This window comes from uncultured Sanguibacteroides sp. (assembly GCF_900543425.1).
Classification (GTDB): Bacteria; Bacteroidota; Bacteroidia; order Bacteroidales; family Marinifilaceae; genus Gabonibacter.
In genome coordinates, this window is sequence record NZ_UQRQ01000010.1 from 42728 (window position 1) to 61816 (window position 19089).

A 19089-nucleotide genomic window follows, 5' to 3' on the forward strand; every position below is an offset into this window, starting at 1 on the left:
GTTGTTATTCCTCTTCCTCCAGGTAAATGGTATAACGGTTCCAAAAATCATGATCTGTTTTCATATCCTCGTAATACGTACGCCCGTCAATCGTCTCCACATTGCTTATGCTGACCCGGGTCGTTTGATATTGCAACTCTCCTTTCACCACATCCTTACCTTCGTTATAGGCATATACCATACTGACACCGCTAAGAAAATAGTAGGAGCTGATTTTTTTATAATTCGTGGTAATAGTCGTTACCACATTGGATTTCGAGTCTCCTTCGACCGGTAATAAATTACGTCCCATAACATTGAAACCGGTAGAGTGGATACGCATCACGTTCTTAAGGACAGCGGCATTTTTCATATTTATATAGATCTCTCCGCTATATTGCGCAACGGAAGCATCTCCGGCATTCGATACGGTAGGTTTTTTACATTCGTACCCGATCACCTGTACCGAATCTCCATCGTATAGAATAATACCTTTATTTTTTAACGTGTAATCCCGCAAATTTTGAATATCCAATATGTTCCGGGTATTCCGAACGACATCAGCGGAAATAATATCGTCAAAATAGATCATTCCGTCAGCCACGGATACGGCTTCCTCGCTCCGGCGAACTTGAGTGAACTTATAGTTCAACGCGAGGAAATCCTCTTCGACATTACTCCGTTTATATCCGTTTTTATCGTATATCTTGACGATCGCCTCTTTTGATTTTCGTTCTCCGTCATTTACCCGGATTCCGTATTCGAAATACCCTTCATAATTATAAGTCCGCGGAATATAATTCAAACCGATATTACTAACGGCCCTCTCTAATAACTTTTTGAATACCAGAGATTCCGCTGTCACGTCAACCGCTTTAATACCATACGTCATGGGCTGCAGGAGGATCTCAACTTTCCCTTTATCCTTGACATCATATACTTTATACTCTTTGCTCCCATATCCGATGGCCGAAATCTTCAGCACATGCGAAATACATCTCTCCGGAATAATCAATTCAAATTGTCCGTCCATGTCGGAAGCAACCCCCAACACGGTTCCCAAGACCCCCAGGTTGGCAAAAGCGATCGGTTCCCGTGTCTTTTCATCCAAGACGACTCCTTTAATCCGAATTTTTCCGTCATCATCCTGAGCTTGTACAAATGACAACAGACCGAAAAATAACACCAGCAACGAGAATATCTTTTTATTCATACCTATAATCTACATGTTTAACAATAAATCATCCTTGCAAATATACATGATATAAATCTTATTTCAGACATATCAACAAATAAAAAATAGTTTTTACCCATGAAAACAGAGGAAACGATCTTCGTTATAAAAAGATTATTTTCAATTGAATGAACATCCGCCGCTTTTTTTGTTATACACAAATATTTTCGTTACTTTTGCCTCCATGATGAAAATCTGAGCGAAAGATTTTTAAGCGGTCATTTCTGCTTATTAAAAAATAAGTAATTGAAAATCAATCGTTCAAAACACAAAAATTATAATTTGTAACTTTTAAATATTTCGATATGAGAAGAGCATTATTTTACATTTCAGGCATCTTAATGATAATCGGATCTCTTTCCTCTTGTGTCTCAAAAAAGAAATTCGAAGAGTTGGCAAGAGCTAAAAGAAGTAGCGATCGAGAGGTCGTAAATCTGCAAAACGACAAGAAGAGAATGGAAGCCGAAATGTTAAAGATGAAAGATGATTTCAATGCTATCCGATATCAATTAACGGCTAATATTGCCGCAAAAGACAAACAAATCGACGCCCTATATACCAAACTTCGTGTATTGGAAACAAAAGAAACGGCATTAAAATCAGAGTTAAAAGACGTCTCGGAGCAAGTGAAAAACAAAGAACAATATAGCAATGTTCAACTGGAGACTCTGGAAAACCAAATAAAAACGGTAAAAAGCGAACGGGACCAATTAAAAAAAGAGTTAGCCGAAATAAAAACAAATTCGGAGTGGGATAATCGAAAACTGAAAAGCGAGATCGAGACGATTAAATCCAACATCCAGTTTAAGGATAATGAAATAACCCGGTTGGAAAAGGAAGTAAAAAGCATAAAAAATCAATTGGCTGCTAACAAAAAGCTTTTATCCCAAAAAAATCAAGAAGTTGAGAAGTTGAGTAATCAGGTCAAATTGTTGAAAAAAGAGCTGGGAAAATAGAAAATGATCTATATAGTTTTAAGTGTAATAGGGCTGCTAATCATAGTTGCCTTATTTACATTCTTTCAAAAAGCAAAGAAAAGCGAGGTTCAGGAAAAAGAACCGATCGCTCCTCCGGCAGAATGCTGCGGGGCTCATGCCGTTTGTGAGAAAGGATTGAAGAAAATTACCGAAAAAATCGATTATTTTGACGATGAAGAGTTGGATCAATTCCGAGGGATTTCGTCAGATACTTATAATGACGAACAAATAGATTTATTTCGGGAAGTGTTATACACTTTACGCCCGGAAGAGATAAACGATTGGCTGATCAGCCTGGAAAAAAGAGAGGTCGAAATACCGGATGTTCTAAAACAAGAACTAAACTGATCCCGTATCTTTTAATACTTTAAATACTTCGCAGGCAATTTTACATTGAAGACAACGATGTCTGTCGCAATATTCCCTTTTAATTTGTAAGAGAGCCTGACTTTGTAATGCCGTTTGAATCGTCATGCCGTATTGCCGCCATTGACGGGTTACCTGATTCTTTTCCGCTTTCAGTTCATCCAACCACCTCAACGCTTTTTCACAATAATGCTCTTCCCCCCTCTCTTTACCATATACGAACAATAAAGGGACGACCGCATTAATTAAAACAACGTCTTTTATGGTCTCTCCTATCTTTTTCTCTTTAAAAGGAGAAACAATATTGAAACGATAATGTGTGTTCCAATAAACAGACGTTGTCGACTCAAATACCTCTTTGGCCTTCGGAAGCGAACGAATCTCCAAAAAAGCAGCAAACAAAAATTGGAAACGATACATCATTCCGGCAAGCAAAGCCAAACGAACCGAGGGAAAATTGATGGGGCGAACACGCATAAACTTCCATTGAAAAGCCTCCATTCGTCTCAAATTAAACTTTGCGGCTTGATACGCGTATTCCTGCCGTAAAGAGGCCTTGTATTCGTCTGCTTCGGACTCATTTTCCAGAAAACCGGCAGATCCGAATAATAGTGCTTCAATTTTAAACAAAGAGTCTCCGCAACGCAAAATCTTCTTATAGGGAAGATATTCTGCCAGCAAAGAAAATGCATCGGCATTCACGTTTCCGGACCAATATTTCAACAACAGGCGATAAAAACACTCTTCCCAATCGTTTTGATTTTGGATTAACATTTCCTTTATCTCACTGCATTTCCTTTCCAAACGCTCTACTGCATATCCCGAAAGAATGATCTCTTTTCCAAATTGATCCAGACGTCTTAAATGCCGATGGCAACGAGGATTTACCGGTATTCCCTGCATATAAATATACTCATCCCATAATCTTTTGTCAAACTCCAGAATAGCGGATTCTATTTTAATTCCTTTACTGTTATATACTTCTTTATCAGCATCCTCAACAACAGAAAGAATCACATTGTCATAAGCAGGATCTTTATGGTGGCCGTGATGATACCAATCACTTCCTCTCTGGTGTATCTCTATATTTCCCACCAAAACAATGTGGTCGATTTCAATTCTGGCACAAAAAAAATCAGGTCCCGAATCAAAATTCTGTGTCCCGACATGTAGAATCCGAACCTGTTTTTTTCCAGAAGAAGAACAAACAGATCCCTCAAAAAGAGAATTCGCCCATACATATTGTAAGAATTCTTCATTCATGTTCTAATATTGAGATGATTTCTACGAAATTACAACTTTTTTTACAAAAAATCAACTGCTAAATTTTTATAAAAAGCTCAACCATTACCAAGGTTTAGTTTATTATCTTTATCTTTGCTTTCAGAATAAAAAAAACTAAAACGGAAGAAACCAAACGTAAAAAAACTATGGAAGAGAAGAAATTAATCAAGGATAAGAAAGACAAAACCTTAATGATTATCATTGGAGCTTTATCCCTTGTACTTATTGTACTTTTTATATTTTTTTTGATAGAAAGAAGTGAAAATAAAGCGAATATGCTCGCCATCACGTCGGAAAAACAAGCGTTGGAACAAGAATTGACGGATTTAAGTCATAATTACGATAATTTAAAAACGGATAACGATACCTTAAACGCCAAACTGATCCATGAACAGGAAAAGATCACCAATTTACTGGAAAGGATGAAGGAGTTTAAGAACAATTCATACGCTGAAATCAACCGATACAAACGGGAAATAAACACATTGAAGGGTGTTCTCAGAAGTTACGTGGTCCAAATCGACTCTTTAAATCAACTGAACAAAAAATTACTGGCAGAGAATACGGAAGTAAAAAAACAGATGAATTGGGTAAGGGAGAAAAGCCAAAAATTAGAGAAGAAAACAGAATTAATGGCAGAGACTCTGGAGAAAGCAAGTACCCTCTCTGCAGAAAATATAAACATCTATCCCATCAACAAGAAGGGAAAAGAGACATCGGTAAAGAAATGTTCCCAGTTAAAAACGGATTTTGTCATTGCAAAAAACATTACGGCTAAAAGAGGACCGAGGCTTATTTATCTGCGGCTGACTCGTCCTGACGGAAAAATAATTGCAGCTTCCGACAAATCATTCTTCAAATATCAAAATACAAGTCTTACCTATTCCGCTAAGCGGGAAATCGAATACGAAGGCGAGCGCTTGGAAATTTCCATTTATTGGCCGAACGACGGAAGTCTGGTAAAAGGAAAATATATTGCAGACCTTTTTAGTGATAATCAACAAATCGGATCTACTGAATTTATACTGAAATAGAAATATTAAATATACAGCATATGAAAACAGATATCGAAATTGCTAATTCGGTAGCTCTAAGACCTATTTATGAAATAGCGGACAAATTAGGTATTGAAAGAGATTTACTTGAACCGTACGGCAAATACAAAGCAAAATTACCGTTAAGTCTTATTGATCTTGATAAAATAAAGGGTAAGAAATTGGTTTTGGTATCGGCGATCTCTCCCACTCCGGCGGGAGAAGGTAAGACGACTATATCCATCGGGTTAACCGAGGGACTGAATCGTATCGGTAAAAAAACTACGGTCGTTTTGCGCGAACCCTCTTTAGGTCCGGTATTCGGTATCAAAGGTGGAGCCACGGGAGGAGGATTCTCTCAAGTAGTACCGATGGAAGATATCAACCTACATTTCACGGGTGATTTTGCGGCTATTGAAAAAGCACATAACCTGCTGGCCGCTTTGATCGACAATAATATACAGAGCAAAACACACTCTTTAAACATCGATCCTCGAACGGTTACCTGGAAAAGAGTGATGGACATGAACGACCGTTCCCTGCGTCATATCATTGTAGGATTAGGCGGAACGACAGCCGGTATTCCGCGGGAAACCGGTTTCGATATCACGGCAGCATCCGAGGTGATGGCTATTTTGTGTCTCTCGGACGACTTTGAAGATTTAAAGAATCGGTTAGGCAATATCTTCATTGGATACACATTTGACAAAAAGCCCATATACGCTCGAGATCTTCAGGCTAACGGAGCAATGGCAGCCTTATTGAAAGACGCGATAAAACCCAATTTAGTCCAAACAATGGAAGGAAATCCTGCTATTATTCACGGAGGACCTTTTGCCAATATAGCCCAAGGAACCAACTCGATCATCGCAACACGCGTGGGGTTGACTCTTTCTGACTTCGTGGTAACGGAAGCCGGATTCGGTTTCGACCTGGGAGCAGAAAAATTCTTTGACATCAAATGTGTAAAAGCCGGATTGGAACCGAGTGCCGTGGTATTGGTTGCCACCGTAAGAGCGTTGAAATACCATGGAGGAGTTAAGATTGACCAGTTGAAAGAACCTAACGTGGAAGCGCTGAAGAAAGGGATAGGCAACCTTGAAAAACAGGTCGAGAACATGAAAAAATTCAATATTTGTCCGGTCGTGGCCATCAATAAATTCGAATCCGATACGGACGAGGAGATCGCTTATCTGGCTCAAAAATGTAACGAACTGGAAGTTCCCATGGAGGTAGCAGAAGTCTGGGCCAAGGGAGGAGCCGGAGCTGAAAACTTGGCCAAACTTGTTGCCAAGGTAGCCGAGCAATGCAGCTGTACCTTAAAACCTCTTTACAACTGGGAGTGGAGTGTCGAAAAGAAAATCGAAACGGTAGCGAAAGAGCTTTACGGGGCTGCCGCCATCGATTACACGACCGAGGCTAAAAACGATTTGAAAAAAGTGATGGACTTAGGGTTAGACAAATTACCGATTTGTATCGCTAAAACTCAAAAATCACTATCCGATAATCCGAAATTATTAGGCCGTCCGAAAGATTTCGTGGTCACAGTTCGACAAATCGAGATCGCTTCCGGAGCTGGATTTATCATTCCTATTACAGGAAGTATCATGAGAATGCCCGGTCTACCCGATATCCCCGCCGCTGAAAAAATCGATATCGATAACAAGGGGAAAATAACCGGTCTATTCTAATTAAATAATAATATTAAAGTGGGAGAACTAACCCCTCTCCCACTATATTTACGACACCACTAAAGGCGATGGATCCGATACACCTCGAAAAAATTCCACACCTGTCTGAAACTACTTATTCGCTTGATCAAATAAGTATCTTTCTGGATGAAAAATGTATTTTTCTTCCTATAGATCAGATAAACTGGGAAAATCCATACCAGAACACTCCTCGCGTACAATGCAAAATAGCTTACAACGAACAGGCTCTGTTTCTGAAATTTCAGGTGGAAGAAAATACTTTCAGGGGACAGGAAGTAAACGATAACGGAAGCATATGGGAAGATTCCTGTGTCGAATTTTTCATACAGCCTCTACCCTCCTCGGCCTTTTATTACAATTTTGAATTCAACGCTATAGGCGCTTTGTTAATAGGCTACGGTACTGGACGGAACGACCGGGTTCTGGCGGACTCCGTTATTATAAATTCAGTTCGTAGAGAAATACATCTATCCGTTTCCCGCGGAGGAGGCAAAAGAGACTCTTTTTGTTGGGAACTGATTACCGAAATCCCTTTTACCGCTTTATTCAAGACTGATTTTGCGCCGCAAGACGGTACCGTCATTAAAGCCAATATCTATAAGTGCGGTAATAAATTACCCTCTCCCCATTTTTTATCCTGGCAACCCATTCATACCGAACATCCTGATTTTCACCGATCGGAATTTTTCGGTTCATTGATTTTTTAATTGACATAAAATGAAAACTGGAACGATTATATTATTAATAGGATTGGGCTATATATTGTTAAACGATCTTTTTCTCTACCTCGAGATCAAGCGCTATCTAAAACGTAAAACAAGCAAAATTCTGTATATTATACACTCGCTGCTTTTTGTCTCCGGGTTGTTAAGTTATAATTTTATCATTCCTCAGATAAAAACGCCGGATGCTTATTTTTGGTTTGGAAAAGGAATTGCCATTTTATTTCTATGCTATGCCCCAAAAACAATCTACATCCTATTAAACGGCATCGCTTTACTGGTCAGACGCCTGAAATTGTTTTCAAAAATTATTCATTATCTTGCTTTCGGGTTAAGCATATTTGTTTTCTTCGTTATTTTCTATGGAATAACGTGGGGAAGATACGATTATAAAGTTGTCAGACAGGAGGTATGTATAAAAGAATTACCGGATACATTCAATCATTTTCGCATCGTACAATTAACCGATCTTCATCTGGGAAGCTACCGGGAAGGATATGTCGGTATATCGAAACTCGTTCAAAAAGTAAACGCTCTTAAACCGGATTTAATTGTTTTTACCGGAGATATGGTGAATAACTTTGCCTCCGAAATAATACCTTGGCAAGATACATTAAAATTATTAACTTCCCGTTATGGAAAATACGCGATAACGGGAAATCACGATTATGGCCATTATACGCGTTGGAAATCGGAAGGCGATCGCAAGGAAAACCTCGTCCAATTTTTTAATAATATGCGAAATATGGGATTTCATATGCTGAATAACAGCAACATACCGCTTATTATTCAAACGGATACGATCTATTTATCGGGAGTTGAAAATTGGGGACTACCTCCTTTTCCTCAATACGGAAAACTATCGGAGGCTCTTCAAGGAACAGAAGGCCACGTGGTGATTCTCCTTTCACACGATCCTTCCCATTGGCGGCAGGAAGTAATTTACCGTCCCGTGGCTTTGACCCTGTCGGGACATACACACGCAATGCAAATGGGAATACAAATAGGTCGTTTTCAATGGAGTCCGTCAAAATATATCTATCCGGAATACAACGGTCTTTATAAACACGATCGACATCAACTCTATGTATCCCGAGGAGAAGGTTACTTAGGATTTCCAGGACGTATAGGTCAACGCCCGGAAATCACGTTAATCGAACTAACAAATGATTGCAAACAATGAAAGTAAACAAAAGGAAATCGTTTAGTACGAAATTGACCATATACATTATTTCAGTCTGTGCTGCCATATATGTGATAATCTTTATCATGCTGTACGTGATTCCTAAAATTTCACAATACAAGACAGTAGTCACCTACGCTGAAATGATTACGGAAAAGGTATCCGAAAGAATCGTGGAGCAAGGTAAAAACATCGAGCGGGTTAACTCCATACTCAAGTTGGAACCGATGAAAAATCTATTGATTTCCGAAGATACGTCTCTTTACAGGCAAGTATTGAAAAGTACACCCGAGTTATGTGGATTCGGTATAGAATTTGCTCCCGAATACAAAGACTACGATATTTATGTTTATCAAAACAATCACCAAATTCTTGTTAAGAAACTCAACCATTCCCATAAGTATTTTTCCGATGAACGACTCAATGCTCGGGCCATTCAGCAAAAAAAATCTTACTGGAGCCATTATTATTCCGATACTCTGTTTGTGAAACAACGTATCTTCTCTCGCTATGAACCGCTTTACAACGCAGACCAAACCTTTATCGGTTACCTTCGCTTAGACGTTCCCATCAAAGAATTTACCAAATTCATCCGGAATCTGAAATTATATCAGACAGGATATTGCTACCTACTGAACCATGAAGGAATTATTCTTTCTCATCCCAATCACGAGATAAAACAATATGCCAATATCTGGCAATACGCCAAAGCTAAAAATATCAATTACGATAAAATTATCAACCGCATCATAAAAGGAGAAGAGGGTACCGATAAACTTAACGTAGAGGGAAATAACTTTTTTATTCATTTTAGACGCTTACCTTTTACCAACTGGTCACTCGTAACACTTTGTCCGTTTAATGAAGTATATAATTCCATATCCGATATCAATGACCTGATTCTGATCGGATGTTTCATTTGTCTGCTCCTGCTCTTCTGGATCATAATCCGCATCATCAGGCAAGTATTCAAACCGTTACGGCAATTTGCCACTGTCACCCGTACGATTGCAGACGGTAATTTCAATGTTCCCATACCGGAAACAAACGATAACGACGAAATTCGGGAATTGCGAAACTCATTTATGTATATGCAACACCGAATTATCGAATCCATCAAGAACCTGAAAAAGACAACCATGGAGAAAGAAAAGTTCGAAAGTGAAATCCGGGTTGCACAAAACATACAGGAACAATTTTTACCGACCTCGAATAAACTGGACAAAGAACACATCTCCCTCTACTCCGTATTGGAGCAATCCAAAGCGGTAGGAGGAGACATGTACAGTTACCTCGTCAAAAACGATCTGCTCTATTTCACGGTAGGAGACGTAAGGGGTAAAGGCGTTCCGGCCGCACTTTATATGGCTTCCGTGTGCACGTTATTCAATTACATGGCGACTTCAAAGCAATCTTCAGCCAGCATATGCAACACGCTCAACGACTATTTATGCAGCAACCTGAACGAAGATATGTTCATAACCATGTTCGTGGGTATTTTAAATTTGAAAACCGGAATGTTGAATTACACGAATGCAGGGCATCCCTACCCGATTGTTCAAAGAGAACAAAGAGAGAACAGCATGTTTTTGGAAGAGGCGTTGGATATTCCCATCGGAATCATGAAAAATATTTATAAAGATACACATATTCAACTCTATCCGGGCGATACACTCTTAATCTATACAGACGGAATCAGTGAGGCACAAAACGAGGCCCGGGCATTTTACGGCAAAGAGAGACTATTGCAATTTGTCAAAACACTACAAACCGGCACCCCGGAAGAGTTAATCGACGAAATATTGGCCGATCTGATTAATTATATAGGGGATATGGACGAGGCCGACGACTTAACCATGTTGTCTATAAAATACTTAAAAAGCGATCAAATCATTTACTTTTAAAATCACTATCCAATACCTGAAGATAAGCTTTAGCCAGTTCACCGGCTTCAGGGTTCATATTATTACCCAGATTCCGTTTCGTCCCCAACTCGTAAATATAAGCCCCGTCGTTGTTAACCACGGCTATCGCATTGGGATAAGCGTAGAAAGCAAATGGAATTACGGAGGGATTCAATAAATTCTTACTGTATTTAAAAGCAGAGGCGTCCATTCCTAATTGGGCATACAACGTGGCCACCATATCGGTCTGAGAACCGATAGTAGTAACCACGGAATCCCTTACCGACATGGCTCCACCCGTGAAGACCATCGGGATTTCATAAGCTTCGGGTACAAAAGGTTGCAGAGGACCGATATGTCGCGTTCCATGATCTGCAATCAACACGAAAAGCGTATTATCCCATATTCCGGCCTCCTTGCATTTTTGAAAGAATTTTCCCAAACACATGTCGGTGTATGCTATCGCATTCTTTAATTTGGAACCATTGTCTTCTCCCGGAAATTCGGTCTCCATCGGTACGACAAAAGGTTCATGACTACTCATGGTAAATGCCATATAAAGATAAGGCGTAGGGGCTTTCAACAGGTCTTCATACAGACGGTCTAACATATATCCGTCATGTACCCCCCATTTAAAACGATTTTCAATAGCTTCTCCGGAAAAGTCATCTTCGGTTACACTCTCCTGAAAACTCATGGTAATGTAAGAACGGAAACCGCCGAAATTCAAATCCCCGGCATAATAAAAACGGGTTGCATAACCCTCCTTCTCAAAATCGACCGGAAAACGGGGATGATTGTATGTTTTATTCGGGTATTTCAACATAGATACTTTCGGGTAAGAAGGGAAACCACCGATAACCCCCTGAATACCTCGATCCGAACGGTTTCCGGTAGCATAAATGTGAGAAAAGAAAATTCCCTCCTTGGCAACGGCCTTTAGATTAGGCATAGCCTCCAAGGCCCTGGAAGTAAAAGTTTCCAATAAAAATACAACTACATTAGGACGCTCTGTCCTCAATACTTTTGGGAAACTTCCCTGTTCCGTATAAACACTATCCACCAACTGCTGCGCTCTCTCTAAAGGCATAAAGTTATAAGAATCTTTCAATTTCCCCATGTGCATCACCTCATACAGGAAATTCCAGACCGGATTTACGGCTGCCTGATTGGCATACATATTTTTATTATTAAAAAACACGAAACTGACATTCATCGGGGCGACATTAAAGCCACCTCTCACCGGAATAATCATAATCCCGCCTAATAACATATATACTATACTATGCCACCATTTATCTTTTCCCCGCCTCAAACTCGTAGAAATCCACCTATGATATAAACAATAAAAACCGGCAACCAAAAGGATACACAACAAGGTTAAAACCACAATCAGCCAGACAGGAGTTGAAGCCATCGCGTCTCCCGGTGTTTTCAAATAAGTCAAAGGCGTGGAGTCCATATGGTATCCCCAATTCTTAAAAAGTTCCAAATCTCCGCTCACGATCAAGCTACTAACCGTCAACAACAGAATCGTCAAGACGGCATAAACGACTTTCAATACTTTTACCGGCAAAAATATTCCGATAGCCATCACGACACAAGCTAACATCATCACGTATCCGCCATAAGAAAGATCCATCCGGAATCCTCTGATAAAAACCATGAAATAGTCGTGCAAGGTTAATGAAGTCGTCTCCTGGTATTGATACACTAAAAATAATACCTTTGCCACGAAGGCAAACACAATCCATAACAGGTAATATTTTAATAAAAACAACAATTTTGCTTTCATGGTATATCTTCTTTATCCAAATCAAAAAGGTGCGTCATTCGTGTTGACAGCACGTTCAAAACTCGCTCCCCCTTCTTTAAAATCCGTATTCAAGGGCTCTACAGGCAATGTATCCTCATTCATTTTGGAACTGAACGTTTTCGTCACGACATCCGTATTTTCAAATGCAAAAGGCGAGGTTCTTTCCAAATCACAGAATTGAGCCAACTCGTTTCTGAAACGTAATTGCACCTCCCCTACGGCTCCATTACGATGTTTGGCAATGATGATATCCGCTATCCCTTTTAAACTATTTCCCATGCTGTCCTCCAGAATCCCGTATCTCTCCGGACGATGGATGAACAGTACCATATCCGCATCCTGTTCAATGGCTCCGGATTCGCGCAAATCCGATAACATGGGTTTTTTAGATTCTCCCGTACGTTGTTCTACCCCCCGGTTCAACTGAGACAATGCTATAACCGGAATATTCAACTCCTTGGCTATAATTTTCAACTGCCTGGAAATCATACTCACTTCCTGTTCCCGGTTTCCCCGCATATCCGCTCCTGCAGTCATCAACTGCAGGTAATCGATAATCAAAACCTTTATACCGTATCGTTGTTGTAAACGCCGGCATTTGGCTCTCAATTCAAATATGGAAAGCGCAGGCGTGTCATCCACGTAAATAGGAGCATTCATTAAAGCCCGTATCTTGGCATGAAGTTGTTGCCATTCGTCATCCGTCAATCGTCCGTTTCGTATTTTTTCAGACCCTAACTCCGTCTCGCTGGCAATCAAACGGTTCACTAATTGCACCGAAGACATCTCCAACGAGAACAAAGCAATGGGCTGCTTATGCATGACAGCCATATTTCGAGCCATAGATAAAACAAAAGCCGTCTTACCCATAGAAGGACGGGCAGCTATAATCACAAGGTCCGAAGGTTGCCAACCGGAAGTAATTTCATCGAGAGCCATAAAGCCGGATGGAATTCCGCTTAAACCGTCAGGACGTTTCCCGGCTAATTCGATTCCCTTAAGTGCTTCGTCAATAATAGTATTAATAGCCGTAGTCTCTTTCTTTATATTACCTTCTGCAATTTCAAAGACAGTCTTTTGGGCCATATCTACCAGATCAGCTACATCCGTGGCATCGTCATAAGCCCTATTTTGAATATCGGTACATACCCGTATCAATTCCCGCTGAATGTACTTTTGCACGATAATACGGGCATGGAACTCGATATGTGCGGCAGAGGCTACCCGGGAAGTTAACTGTGACAAATAGTAAGGTCCCCCTACTTCCTCCAAAAGTCCGAGGCGTTTCAACTCTTCACTAACCGTAAGTAAATCGACCGGCTCGTTATTAATAGACAAATTCTGAATAGCCTGATATATTTTCTGGTGAGACTCTTTGTAAAAACAGTCCGGCTTCAAGAAATCGCTTACCATAATGAAAGCATCCTTCTCCAACATCAACGAACCTAAAATTGCTTCTTCCAGATCAATCGCCTGAGGAGGCATCTTTCCGTAATCCGATTGTAATGATTTATAGTTATATTCCGATTTTTTAGCCATACCTTTTTTATTTACAAAAAGATTGTTCGATAAAGATATTTGTATATCGATATTTTACAATCATTTATCTCTATTACACATTATCCACCGATCCTGCTTTATTTTTTATTGATTCAAAGATAGTAATAATTTTAAACTCAAAACTTGTGCTTACGGTTTATGATTAACTTCCGGTCCCGCTATCTTTAAATCATAAATCTAAAATCCGAAATCGCAAATCTTCTCAATCACTCAATCTCTTAATCCTTTAATTCAGATCACTTTCAATTCTTTCAATTTCCAGAAACAACGAACGGTAGCTTCTACATCCGCCAACGCATTGTGAGCATCGTCAAATCCGGTCCCAAACAGTACCTGATGCAATTCGGATAACTTCGGGGATTTAAAACCCTGTTTACCGGGCAATTTACAGTAAGCCGTGGAAAGCTTCATCGTACAATATTTAGGCTTTAAAAATAAAGAAGTCATCATTCTCTTCCGTTCAAACTCCGCACCGACAATACATTCGTCAAAGCTAATATTATGACCGACAAGAGCATAAGCTTCATCCATCTTATCGGAAAATAATGCCAATACTGATTCCAGGTCTTTTCCCTCGGACATGGCTTTAGTCGTTGTAATTCCGTGTATTCGTGAAGATTCCGAAGGAATCGTAAATCCTTCCGGTTTGATGATATCATTTCGTTCTTCTATAATCCCTCCGTTATCATCACACATAACCCACGCTAACTGAACCAATCTCGGCCAATTATCCACGTCCGTCACGGGAGCGTTCCAACGCTTCGGCAATCCCGTCGTTTCCGTATCAAAAAATAAATACATAACAACCTATTTTAGAGCAAGTCCCTGGAATCTCCCAAGGCTTAATTATTCGTTATCGAAACTTTTATTATACTGGTGCATAGCCCTATAACTCATTCCCATGCTAGAAAATCCGCCATCATGATATAAGTTCTGCATGGTCACCTTTCGGGTCAGATCCGAAAACAACGTAATGCAATAGTCCGCACACTCATCCGCCGTGGCGTTTCCCAAAGGAGACATCCGTTCGGCAAAGTCTATCAAAGAATCGAAACCCTTAATTCCGCTCCCGGCAGTCGTAACGGTCGGCGACTGGGATATCGTATTTACTCGGATTCGCTTTTCCCTGCCGTAAATATATCCGAAACTACGGGCAATGGATTCCAACATCGCTTTCGCATCCGCCATATCGTTATACTCGAACATCGTACGCTGTGCCGCCACGTAAGAGAGAGCGACCACGGAACCCCATTCGTTAATAGCATCCAATTTTTTAGCCGTTTGCAGCACCTTATGGAATGAAACAGCCGAAATATCCAATGTTTTTTGTAAAAAATCGTAATCTAAATTATCGTATGATCGTTTTTTACGTACGTTTAACGACATAGCCACCGAATGTAAAATAAAATCGATTCTCCCTCCCAAACGATCCATGGCCTCCGTGAACAACCTCTCTAAATCCTCTACATTCGTGGCATCAGCCGGGATCAACGGAATATTATTTTTAGCGGCAAAATCCTTCACCTCTCCCATCCGAATAGATAATTCCGTATTGGTTAAAACGATATCGGCACCCTCTTCCAAACATTTTTCCGCTACTTTCCAGGCTATCGATTTATCATTCAGAACACCAAAAATAATTCCCTTTTTACCTCTCAATAAATTGTAACTCATACTTAAAAATTTAATTCTACTTTGTCAAAACTGACACAAAGGTAGTTCTCTTTTTCGGAAAGCAGGAGATAAAAAACATTTTTTAGTAAAAAGCGATACAGAAAATACCTCCTATCGCTTAGATACATTAATAACTTTGAACAAGCAAACGAGCATTCTCCAACGCCGCTTTACTGATTTCGTGACCGCTGATCATTCCGGCGATCTCCCTGATTCGCTCCTCCTGATCGAGCCATTTGATACGAGATATCGTATTGGCTTGATCGTCCTCCTTGTACACCTTAAAATGATTCATCCCGGCTGCTGCTATCTGGGGCAAATGAGAAATACTGATAACCTGCATCCGACCGGACATCTCTTTCATCATGGAAGCCATTCTATGAGCAATCTCTCCGGATACCCCGGTATCTATTTCATCAAAAATAATGACCGGTAATTGTTTGTTCCTGCAAAGTATATATTTCAAAGACAACATAAGTCTCGAAATCTCCCCTCCCGAGGCGACTTTCGACAATTCTCCCGGCATTTGATTTTTATTTGCGGCAAATCTGAACTGTACGTCATCTTTTCCGGAAGCGACAAAATGATCGAGAGAATCGATGGTAATCGAAAATACAGCATGCTTAATGCCCAGGCTAATCAGCAAAGCGCACATCTCTTCCCTCATTTTTCCTTCTCCTTTGACTCTGCTTTTGTGGATCTTCCCGGCAAACTCTTCCATTTCTTTCTCTAAAATCCCTATCTTCTTTTGCAAAGCTTCTATCTGTTCAGAGAAGGATATTATACCTTTCAACTTAATACCGATATCTTCCTTTATCCGAATCAAATCCTCTACTTCCTCGACTCTATGCTTATGTAATAAATCGTATATCACATTCAAACGCTCCTCTACACTCTCTACCCGGGCCGGAGTATATTCTATCCGCTCTCCCAACCTCTCCGATTCGTCAGCCATATCTTCCAATTCCAGAATGATAGAGTGCAACCGTTCCTCGTATCCGGCAGCTTCTTTTACTATGTTTCCCAAAGTCGCTATATGATTCTTAACTCCTTTCAACTGCTGCACGAGCGGAGTGTCGGAACCCGTTAATAGGTAACTCAGCTCCAGAAAAGTAGATTTTATATTTTCGGCATTGGCTAATACCTTCTGTTCCTCCTCCAACTCCCGTTGCTCTCCCGCCCTTAAATTAGCCGCATCCAACTGATTGAATTGAAATTTCAAATAATCTTCTTCTTTTTCCGCGGCAAGAACCTCTTCTTTCACTCTTGCCAATTCGGCAATCAACTCCTGACGCTCCCTATACCTGACCTGGTAGGCCGCCAATAATTCCTGGTTCCCGCAATAAGCATCCAATACGTTTAGCTGGTATTCGGGTTGCCCGATAAGCAAGGATTGGTGTTGCGAATGAATATCAATTAAAAAATCGCCTAACTCTTTCAATACTTTGTTGTTTACCGGAGTATCATTGATAAAAGCACGGGACTTGCCGTCAGTCGTTATCTCCCGGCGTACGATTACCTGCTCGTCATAATCCAATTCGTTTTCAGCGAACCAATTTTCAAGAGCATACCCCTTTACCTGATAAGTCACCTCGATGATGCATTTCCGACTCTTATCCATAATAACGGAAGAATCTGCACGTTGTCCCAGCGTCAAGCCGATCGCCCCCAACAATATCGATTTACCGGCCCCCGTCTCCCCGGTAATGACCGAAAATCCTCCTGTCATATTGATCTCCGCACGATCGATCAACGCGTAATTATTTATCGTGATGTTACTTATCATAACAGCTCCTTTATAACTTTAGTTTTTGCGAAAATAGCAATTATTTTGAACTTTCGATTTTCAATTTTGAATTTAATTTGTACTTTTGCGCACCGATTTAATATAGTTCTTTCAACATGACGAGTAGAAGATTAATTAGAATTAAAGTATTGCAACTTCTCTACGCTTTCTCCAAAAAAGAGGGAAACACAATAGCTGAAGCTGAAAAAGATCTATTTAAAAGTATATCTAAAAGTACGGATTTATACTATCACATTTTTCTATTAATAACAGAGATCCAACGTAAAGCCTTTCTAAAAATCGATGCGGCTAAAAACCGGAAAGCACCGACACAAAAAGATTTAAATCCCAATGTTCGTTTTGTTGAAAATCCGGTAATCGCTCAAATTGCCAATAACCGGAAATTCAAGACCTATATCAATACCAATTTGATTTCACTAAACGATTCGCCTGAAATCATAACCAAACTTTATAATCGTCTGACGGAATTGGAATGTTACAAAACCTACATGGAGAAACCCAATATCAGTTATGAAGATCATAAAAAAATGGTACTGGATATGATCGTCGACCTGATTGCGCAAGACGAAGAATTTTTCGAAACAATGGAGGAAAAAAATATCTTCTGGAATGACGATTTCGACTTAGTATTAAGTATCGTGTACAAGACGGTTAAAAATATGAAATCGAGTTTCAAAGAAGAAGATCTGTTTTTTATCGCTCTCTACAACGAAGAAGAAGATTATGATTTTGCTAAAACACTTTTCAGAAAAACAATTCTGGACAAGGACACGAATACGGAAATCATCGATAAATTTGCTCACAATTGGGAAGTAGACCGGATATCTGATATGGATAAGTTAATTATGAGCGCCGCCATTTCCGAATTAAAATATTTCCCTTCTATCCCGGTAAAAGTAACTTTAGACGAATACATCGAAATTTCAAAATCCTACTGCTCGCCTAAAAGTAGTGGTTTCATTAATGGAGTGTTGGACAAAGTTGTAGCTCTGCTGAAAGAAAATAACGAGATTCAAAAGATTGGTCGCGGACTGATGGAATAAAGTAAAGGGTAGTAAACCACCCTTTACATTCTAAACTAAACTAACCAAACTTTTGTAATCACTACAATAGTAAATTTTACGCTATACAAGCACTTCGGTAAACTTATAACTTATTTTTAAAAAAAGCAAGTTTTTATTAATATTTAGATTGTAATTTTTCTATTTTATAATTTTTTATATAATCTATCGCCTCTTCCACGGAAGGTAATACTTCAAAAATACGATCGTATCCGGATGAAATAAATCCCTCTTTTTGAATGGTATGGATAAAAAGAAAGAAGTATTCGTAGAAATCATTCGTGTTCAAGAATACGATCGGCTTATGATGTTCTCCTAACTGCTTCAAAGTAACCACCTCCGTAATCTCCTCTATTGTTCCCCATCCTCCGGGTAGTGCAATAAAAGCATCTGCCCGTTCTCTTAACAAACTTTTTCGCTCTTTCATATCGTCAACAACCGTTAATTCGGAAATGTTCCGGGCAGCAACACCCCGGTCAACAATACATCGAGGTATAATTCCGGTAACCTTTCCCCCACCTTTTAATGTTGCCTCGGCAACCACCCGCATCAATCCGCAAGTTGTCCCTCCATACACCAGATTCCAGCCTCGGGCAGCAATCTGTTCTCCCAATAAAGTCGCCGCACGAACGTAAATCGGATCGATTTTCTCTGAAGAAGCACAAAAAACACAAATATTCATATCATTCTATTTATTTTCTAAAAAAATACTGCTTAACAATCACCGGAAACAACATCCGGCTTATTGAAAAGCAGTAAATATTTTAGACGTGATC

The 19089-nt window shown here is 39.8% G+C and carries 16 protein-coding genes; 8 read left to right on the forward strand and 8 right to left on the reverse strand.

Annotated elements, in window-relative coordinates:
* Window positions 1-4: 4 nt before the first annotated feature.
* Complete coding sequence (locus tag QZR76_RS07255) at window positions 5-1192, reverse strand: carboxypeptidase-like regulatory domain-containing protein (RefSeq protein WP_294141771.1); 1188 nt, start codon at window positions 1190-1192, stop codon at window positions 5-7.
* Window positions 1193-1518: 326 nt separating this feature from the next.
* Here QZR76_RS07255 and QZR76_RS07260 point away from each other — a divergent pair, with 326 nt between their 5' ends.
* Both QZR76_RS07260 and QZR76_RS07265 read left to right on the forward strand, forming a co-directional pair.
* Window positions 1519-2169 (forward strand): hypothetical protein, encoded by a 651-nt coding sequence (locus QZR76_RS07260; RefSeq protein WP_294141773.1) that lies wholly within the window; start codon window positions 1519-1521, stop codon window positions 2167-2169.
* Between the two features lie 3 nt (window positions 2170-2172).
* The gene (locus QZR76_RS07265; RefSeq protein WP_294141774.1) at window positions 2173-2538 is read left to right on the forward strand and encodes a hypothetical protein; all 366 of its coding nucleotides are present in this window, start codon (window positions 2173-2175) and stop codon (window positions 2536-2538) included.
* Here QZR76_RS07265 and QZR76_RS07270 read toward each other — a convergent pair.
* Window positions 2530-3819, reverse strand: a complete 1290-nt coding sequence (locus QZR76_RS07270; protein WP_294141776.1) for a DUF2851 family protein — start codon at window positions 3817-3819, stop codon at window positions 2530-2532. The two genes, QZR76_RS07265 and QZR76_RS07270, sit on opposite strands and share 9 nt — an antisense overlap.
* A 167-nt stretch (window positions 3820-3986) precedes the next feature.
* On the opposite strand from QZR76_RS07270, the gene QZR76_RS07275 reads away from it, so the two are divergent.
* The 5 genes from QZR76_RS07275 to QZR76_RS07295 all read left to right on the forward strand — a co-directional run bounded on the left by QZR76_RS07275 (window position 3987) and on the right by QZR76_RS07295 (window position 10395).
* On the forward strand, window positions 3987-4874 hold the full coding sequence (locus QZR76_RS07275) for a hypothetical protein (RefSeq protein ID WP_294141778.1): 888 nt from the start codon (window positions 3987-3989) through the stop codon (window positions 4872-4874).
* 20 nt (window positions 4875-4894) lie between these two features.
* Window positions 4895-6565, forward strand: coding sequence for a formate--tetrahydrofolate ligase (locus QZR76_RS07280; RefSeq protein ID WP_294141780.1), 1671 nt, complete (start codon window positions 4895-4897; stop codon window positions 6563-6565).
* A gap of 68 nt (window positions 6566-6633) precedes the next feature.
* Window positions 6634-7293, forward strand: a complete 660-nt coding sequence (locus QZR76_RS07285) for a carbohydrate-binding family 9-like protein (protein ID WP_294141781.1) — start codon at window positions 6634-6636, stop codon at window positions 7291-7293.
* 10 nt (window positions 7294-7303) lie between these two features.
* Window positions 7304-8491 carry a metallophosphoesterase gene (locus tag QZR76_RS07290; RefSeq protein ID WP_294141783.1) on the forward strand — a complete coding sequence of 396 codons (1188 nt, stop codon included), beginning with the start codon at window positions 7304-7306 and terminating at the stop codon, window positions 8489-8491.
* Window positions 8488-10395 (forward strand): SpoIIE family protein phosphatase, encoded by a 1908-nt coding sequence (locus QZR76_RS07295; protein WP_294141785.1) that lies wholly within the window; start codon window positions 8488-8490, stop codon window positions 10393-10395. The genes QZR76_RS07290 and QZR76_RS07295 overlap by 4 nt, the downstream gene beginning before the upstream one ends.
* Here QZR76_RS07295 and QZR76_RS07300 read toward each other — a convergent pair.
* From QZR76_RS07300 to recN, 5 genes are all read right to left on the reverse strand, one after another.
* Window positions 10382-12190, reverse strand: a complete 1809-nt coding sequence (locus QZR76_RS07300; protein WP_294141787.1) for an alkaline phosphatase family protein — start codon at window positions 12188-12190, stop codon at window positions 10382-10384. The two genes, QZR76_RS07295 and QZR76_RS07300, sit on opposite strands and share 14 nt — an antisense overlap.
* Before the next feature lie 21 nt (window positions 12191-12211).
* Complete coding sequence (dnaB, locus tag QZR76_RS07305) at window positions 12212-13750, reverse strand: replicative DNA helicase (protein WP_294141788.1); 1539 nt, start codon at window positions 13748-13750, stop codon at window positions 12212-12214.
* Between the two features lie 252 nt (window positions 13751-14002).
* Window positions 14003-14572, reverse strand: a complete 570-nt coding sequence (locus QZR76_RS07310; protein ID WP_294141790.1) for a 3'-5' exonuclease — start codon at window positions 14570-14572, stop codon at window positions 14003-14005.
* Between the two features lie 45 nt (window positions 14573-14617).
* On the reverse strand, window positions 14618-15445 hold the full coding sequence (locus tag QZR76_RS07315) for an SDR family oxidoreductase (protein ID WP_294141793.1): 828 nt from the start codon (window positions 15443-15445) through the stop codon (window positions 14618-14620).
* A 127-nt stretch (window positions 15446-15572) separates the two neighbouring features.
* Window positions 15573-17231, reverse strand: coding sequence for a DNA repair protein RecN (gene recN, locus QZR76_RS07320; protein ID WP_294141794.1), 1659 nt, complete (start codon window positions 17229-17231; stop codon window positions 15573-15575).
* A 116-nt stretch (window positions 17232-17347) separates the two neighbouring features.
* Here recN and nusB point away from each other — a divergent pair, with 116 nt between their 5' ends.
* Window positions 17348-18295 (forward strand): transcription antitermination factor NusB, encoded by a 948-nt coding sequence (nusB, locus tag QZR76_RS07325; protein WP_294141796.1) that lies wholly within the window; start codon window positions 17348-17350, stop codon window positions 18293-18295.
* 136 nt (window positions 18296-18431) lie between these two features.
* On the opposite strand, the gene QZR76_RS07330 is transcribed toward nusB, so the two are convergent.
* Entirely contained in the window at window positions 18432-18995 is a 564-nt protein-coding gene (locus QZR76_RS07330) for a TIGR00730 family Rossman fold protein (RefSeq protein WP_294141798.1), read from the reverse strand.
* Window positions 18996-19089 lie beyond the last annotated feature (94 nt).

Coding starts and splice junctions, on each gene's coding strand:
- QZR76_RS07315 (WP_294141793.1), bottom strand. CDS start 15,445: ATGAGTTACAATTTATTGAGAGGTAAAAAGGGAATTATTTTTGGTGTT.
- QZR76_RS07300 (WP_294141787.1), bottom strand. CDS start 12,190: ATGAAAGCAAAATTGTTGTTTTTATTAAAATATTACCTGTTATGGATT.
- QZR76_RS07260 (WP_294141773.1), top strand. CDS start 1,519: ATGAGAAGAGCATTATTTTACATTTCAGGCATCTTAATGATAATCGGA.
- QZR76_RS07280 (WP_294141780.1), top strand. CDS start 4,895: ATGAAAACAGATATCGAAATTGCTAATTCGGTAGCTCTAAGACCTATT.
- recN (WP_294141794.1), bottom strand. CDS start 17,231: ATGATAAGTAACATCACGATAAATAATTACGCGTTGATCGATCGTGCG.
- QZR76_RS07270 (WP_294141776.1), bottom strand. CDS start 3,819: ATGAATGAAGAATTCTTACAATATGTATGGGCGAATTCTCTTTTTGAG.
- QZR76_RS07265 (WP_294141774.1), top strand. CDS start 2,173: ATGATCTATATAGTTTTAAGTGTAATAGGGCTGCTAATCATAGTTGCC.
- QZR76_RS07275 (WP_294141778.1), top strand. CDS start 3,987: ATGGAAGAGAAGAAATTAATCAAGGATAAGAAAGACAAAACCTTAATG.
- QZR76_RS07330 (WP_294141798.1), bottom strand. CDS start 18,995: ATGAATATTTGTGTTTTTTGTGCTTCTTCAGAGAAAATCGATCCGATT.
- QZR76_RS07290 (WP_294141783.1), top strand. CDS start 7,304: ATGAAAACTGGAACGATTATATTATTAATAGGATTGGGCTATATATTG.
- QZR76_RS07285 (WP_294141781.1), top strand. CDS start 6,634: ATGGATCCGATACACCTCGAAAAAATTCCACACCTGTCTGAAACTACT.
- QZR76_RS07295 (WP_294141785.1), top strand. CDS start 8,488: ATGAAAGTAAACAAAAGGAAATCGTTTAGTACGAAATTGACCATATAC.
- QZR76_RS07255 (WP_294141771.1), bottom strand. CDS start 1,192: ATGAATAAAAAGATATTCTCGTTGCTGGTGTTATTTTTCGGTCTGTTG.
- QZR76_RS07310 (WP_294141790.1), bottom strand. CDS start 14,572: ATGTATTTATTTTTTGATACGGAAACGACGGGATTGCCGAAGCGTTGG.
- dnaB (WP_294141788.1), bottom strand. CDS start 13,750: ATGGCTAAAAAATCGGAATATAACTATAAATCATTACAATCGGATTAC.
- nusB (WP_294141796.1), top strand. CDS start 17,348: ATGACGAGTAGAAGATTAATTAGAATTAAAGTATTGCAACTTCTCTAC.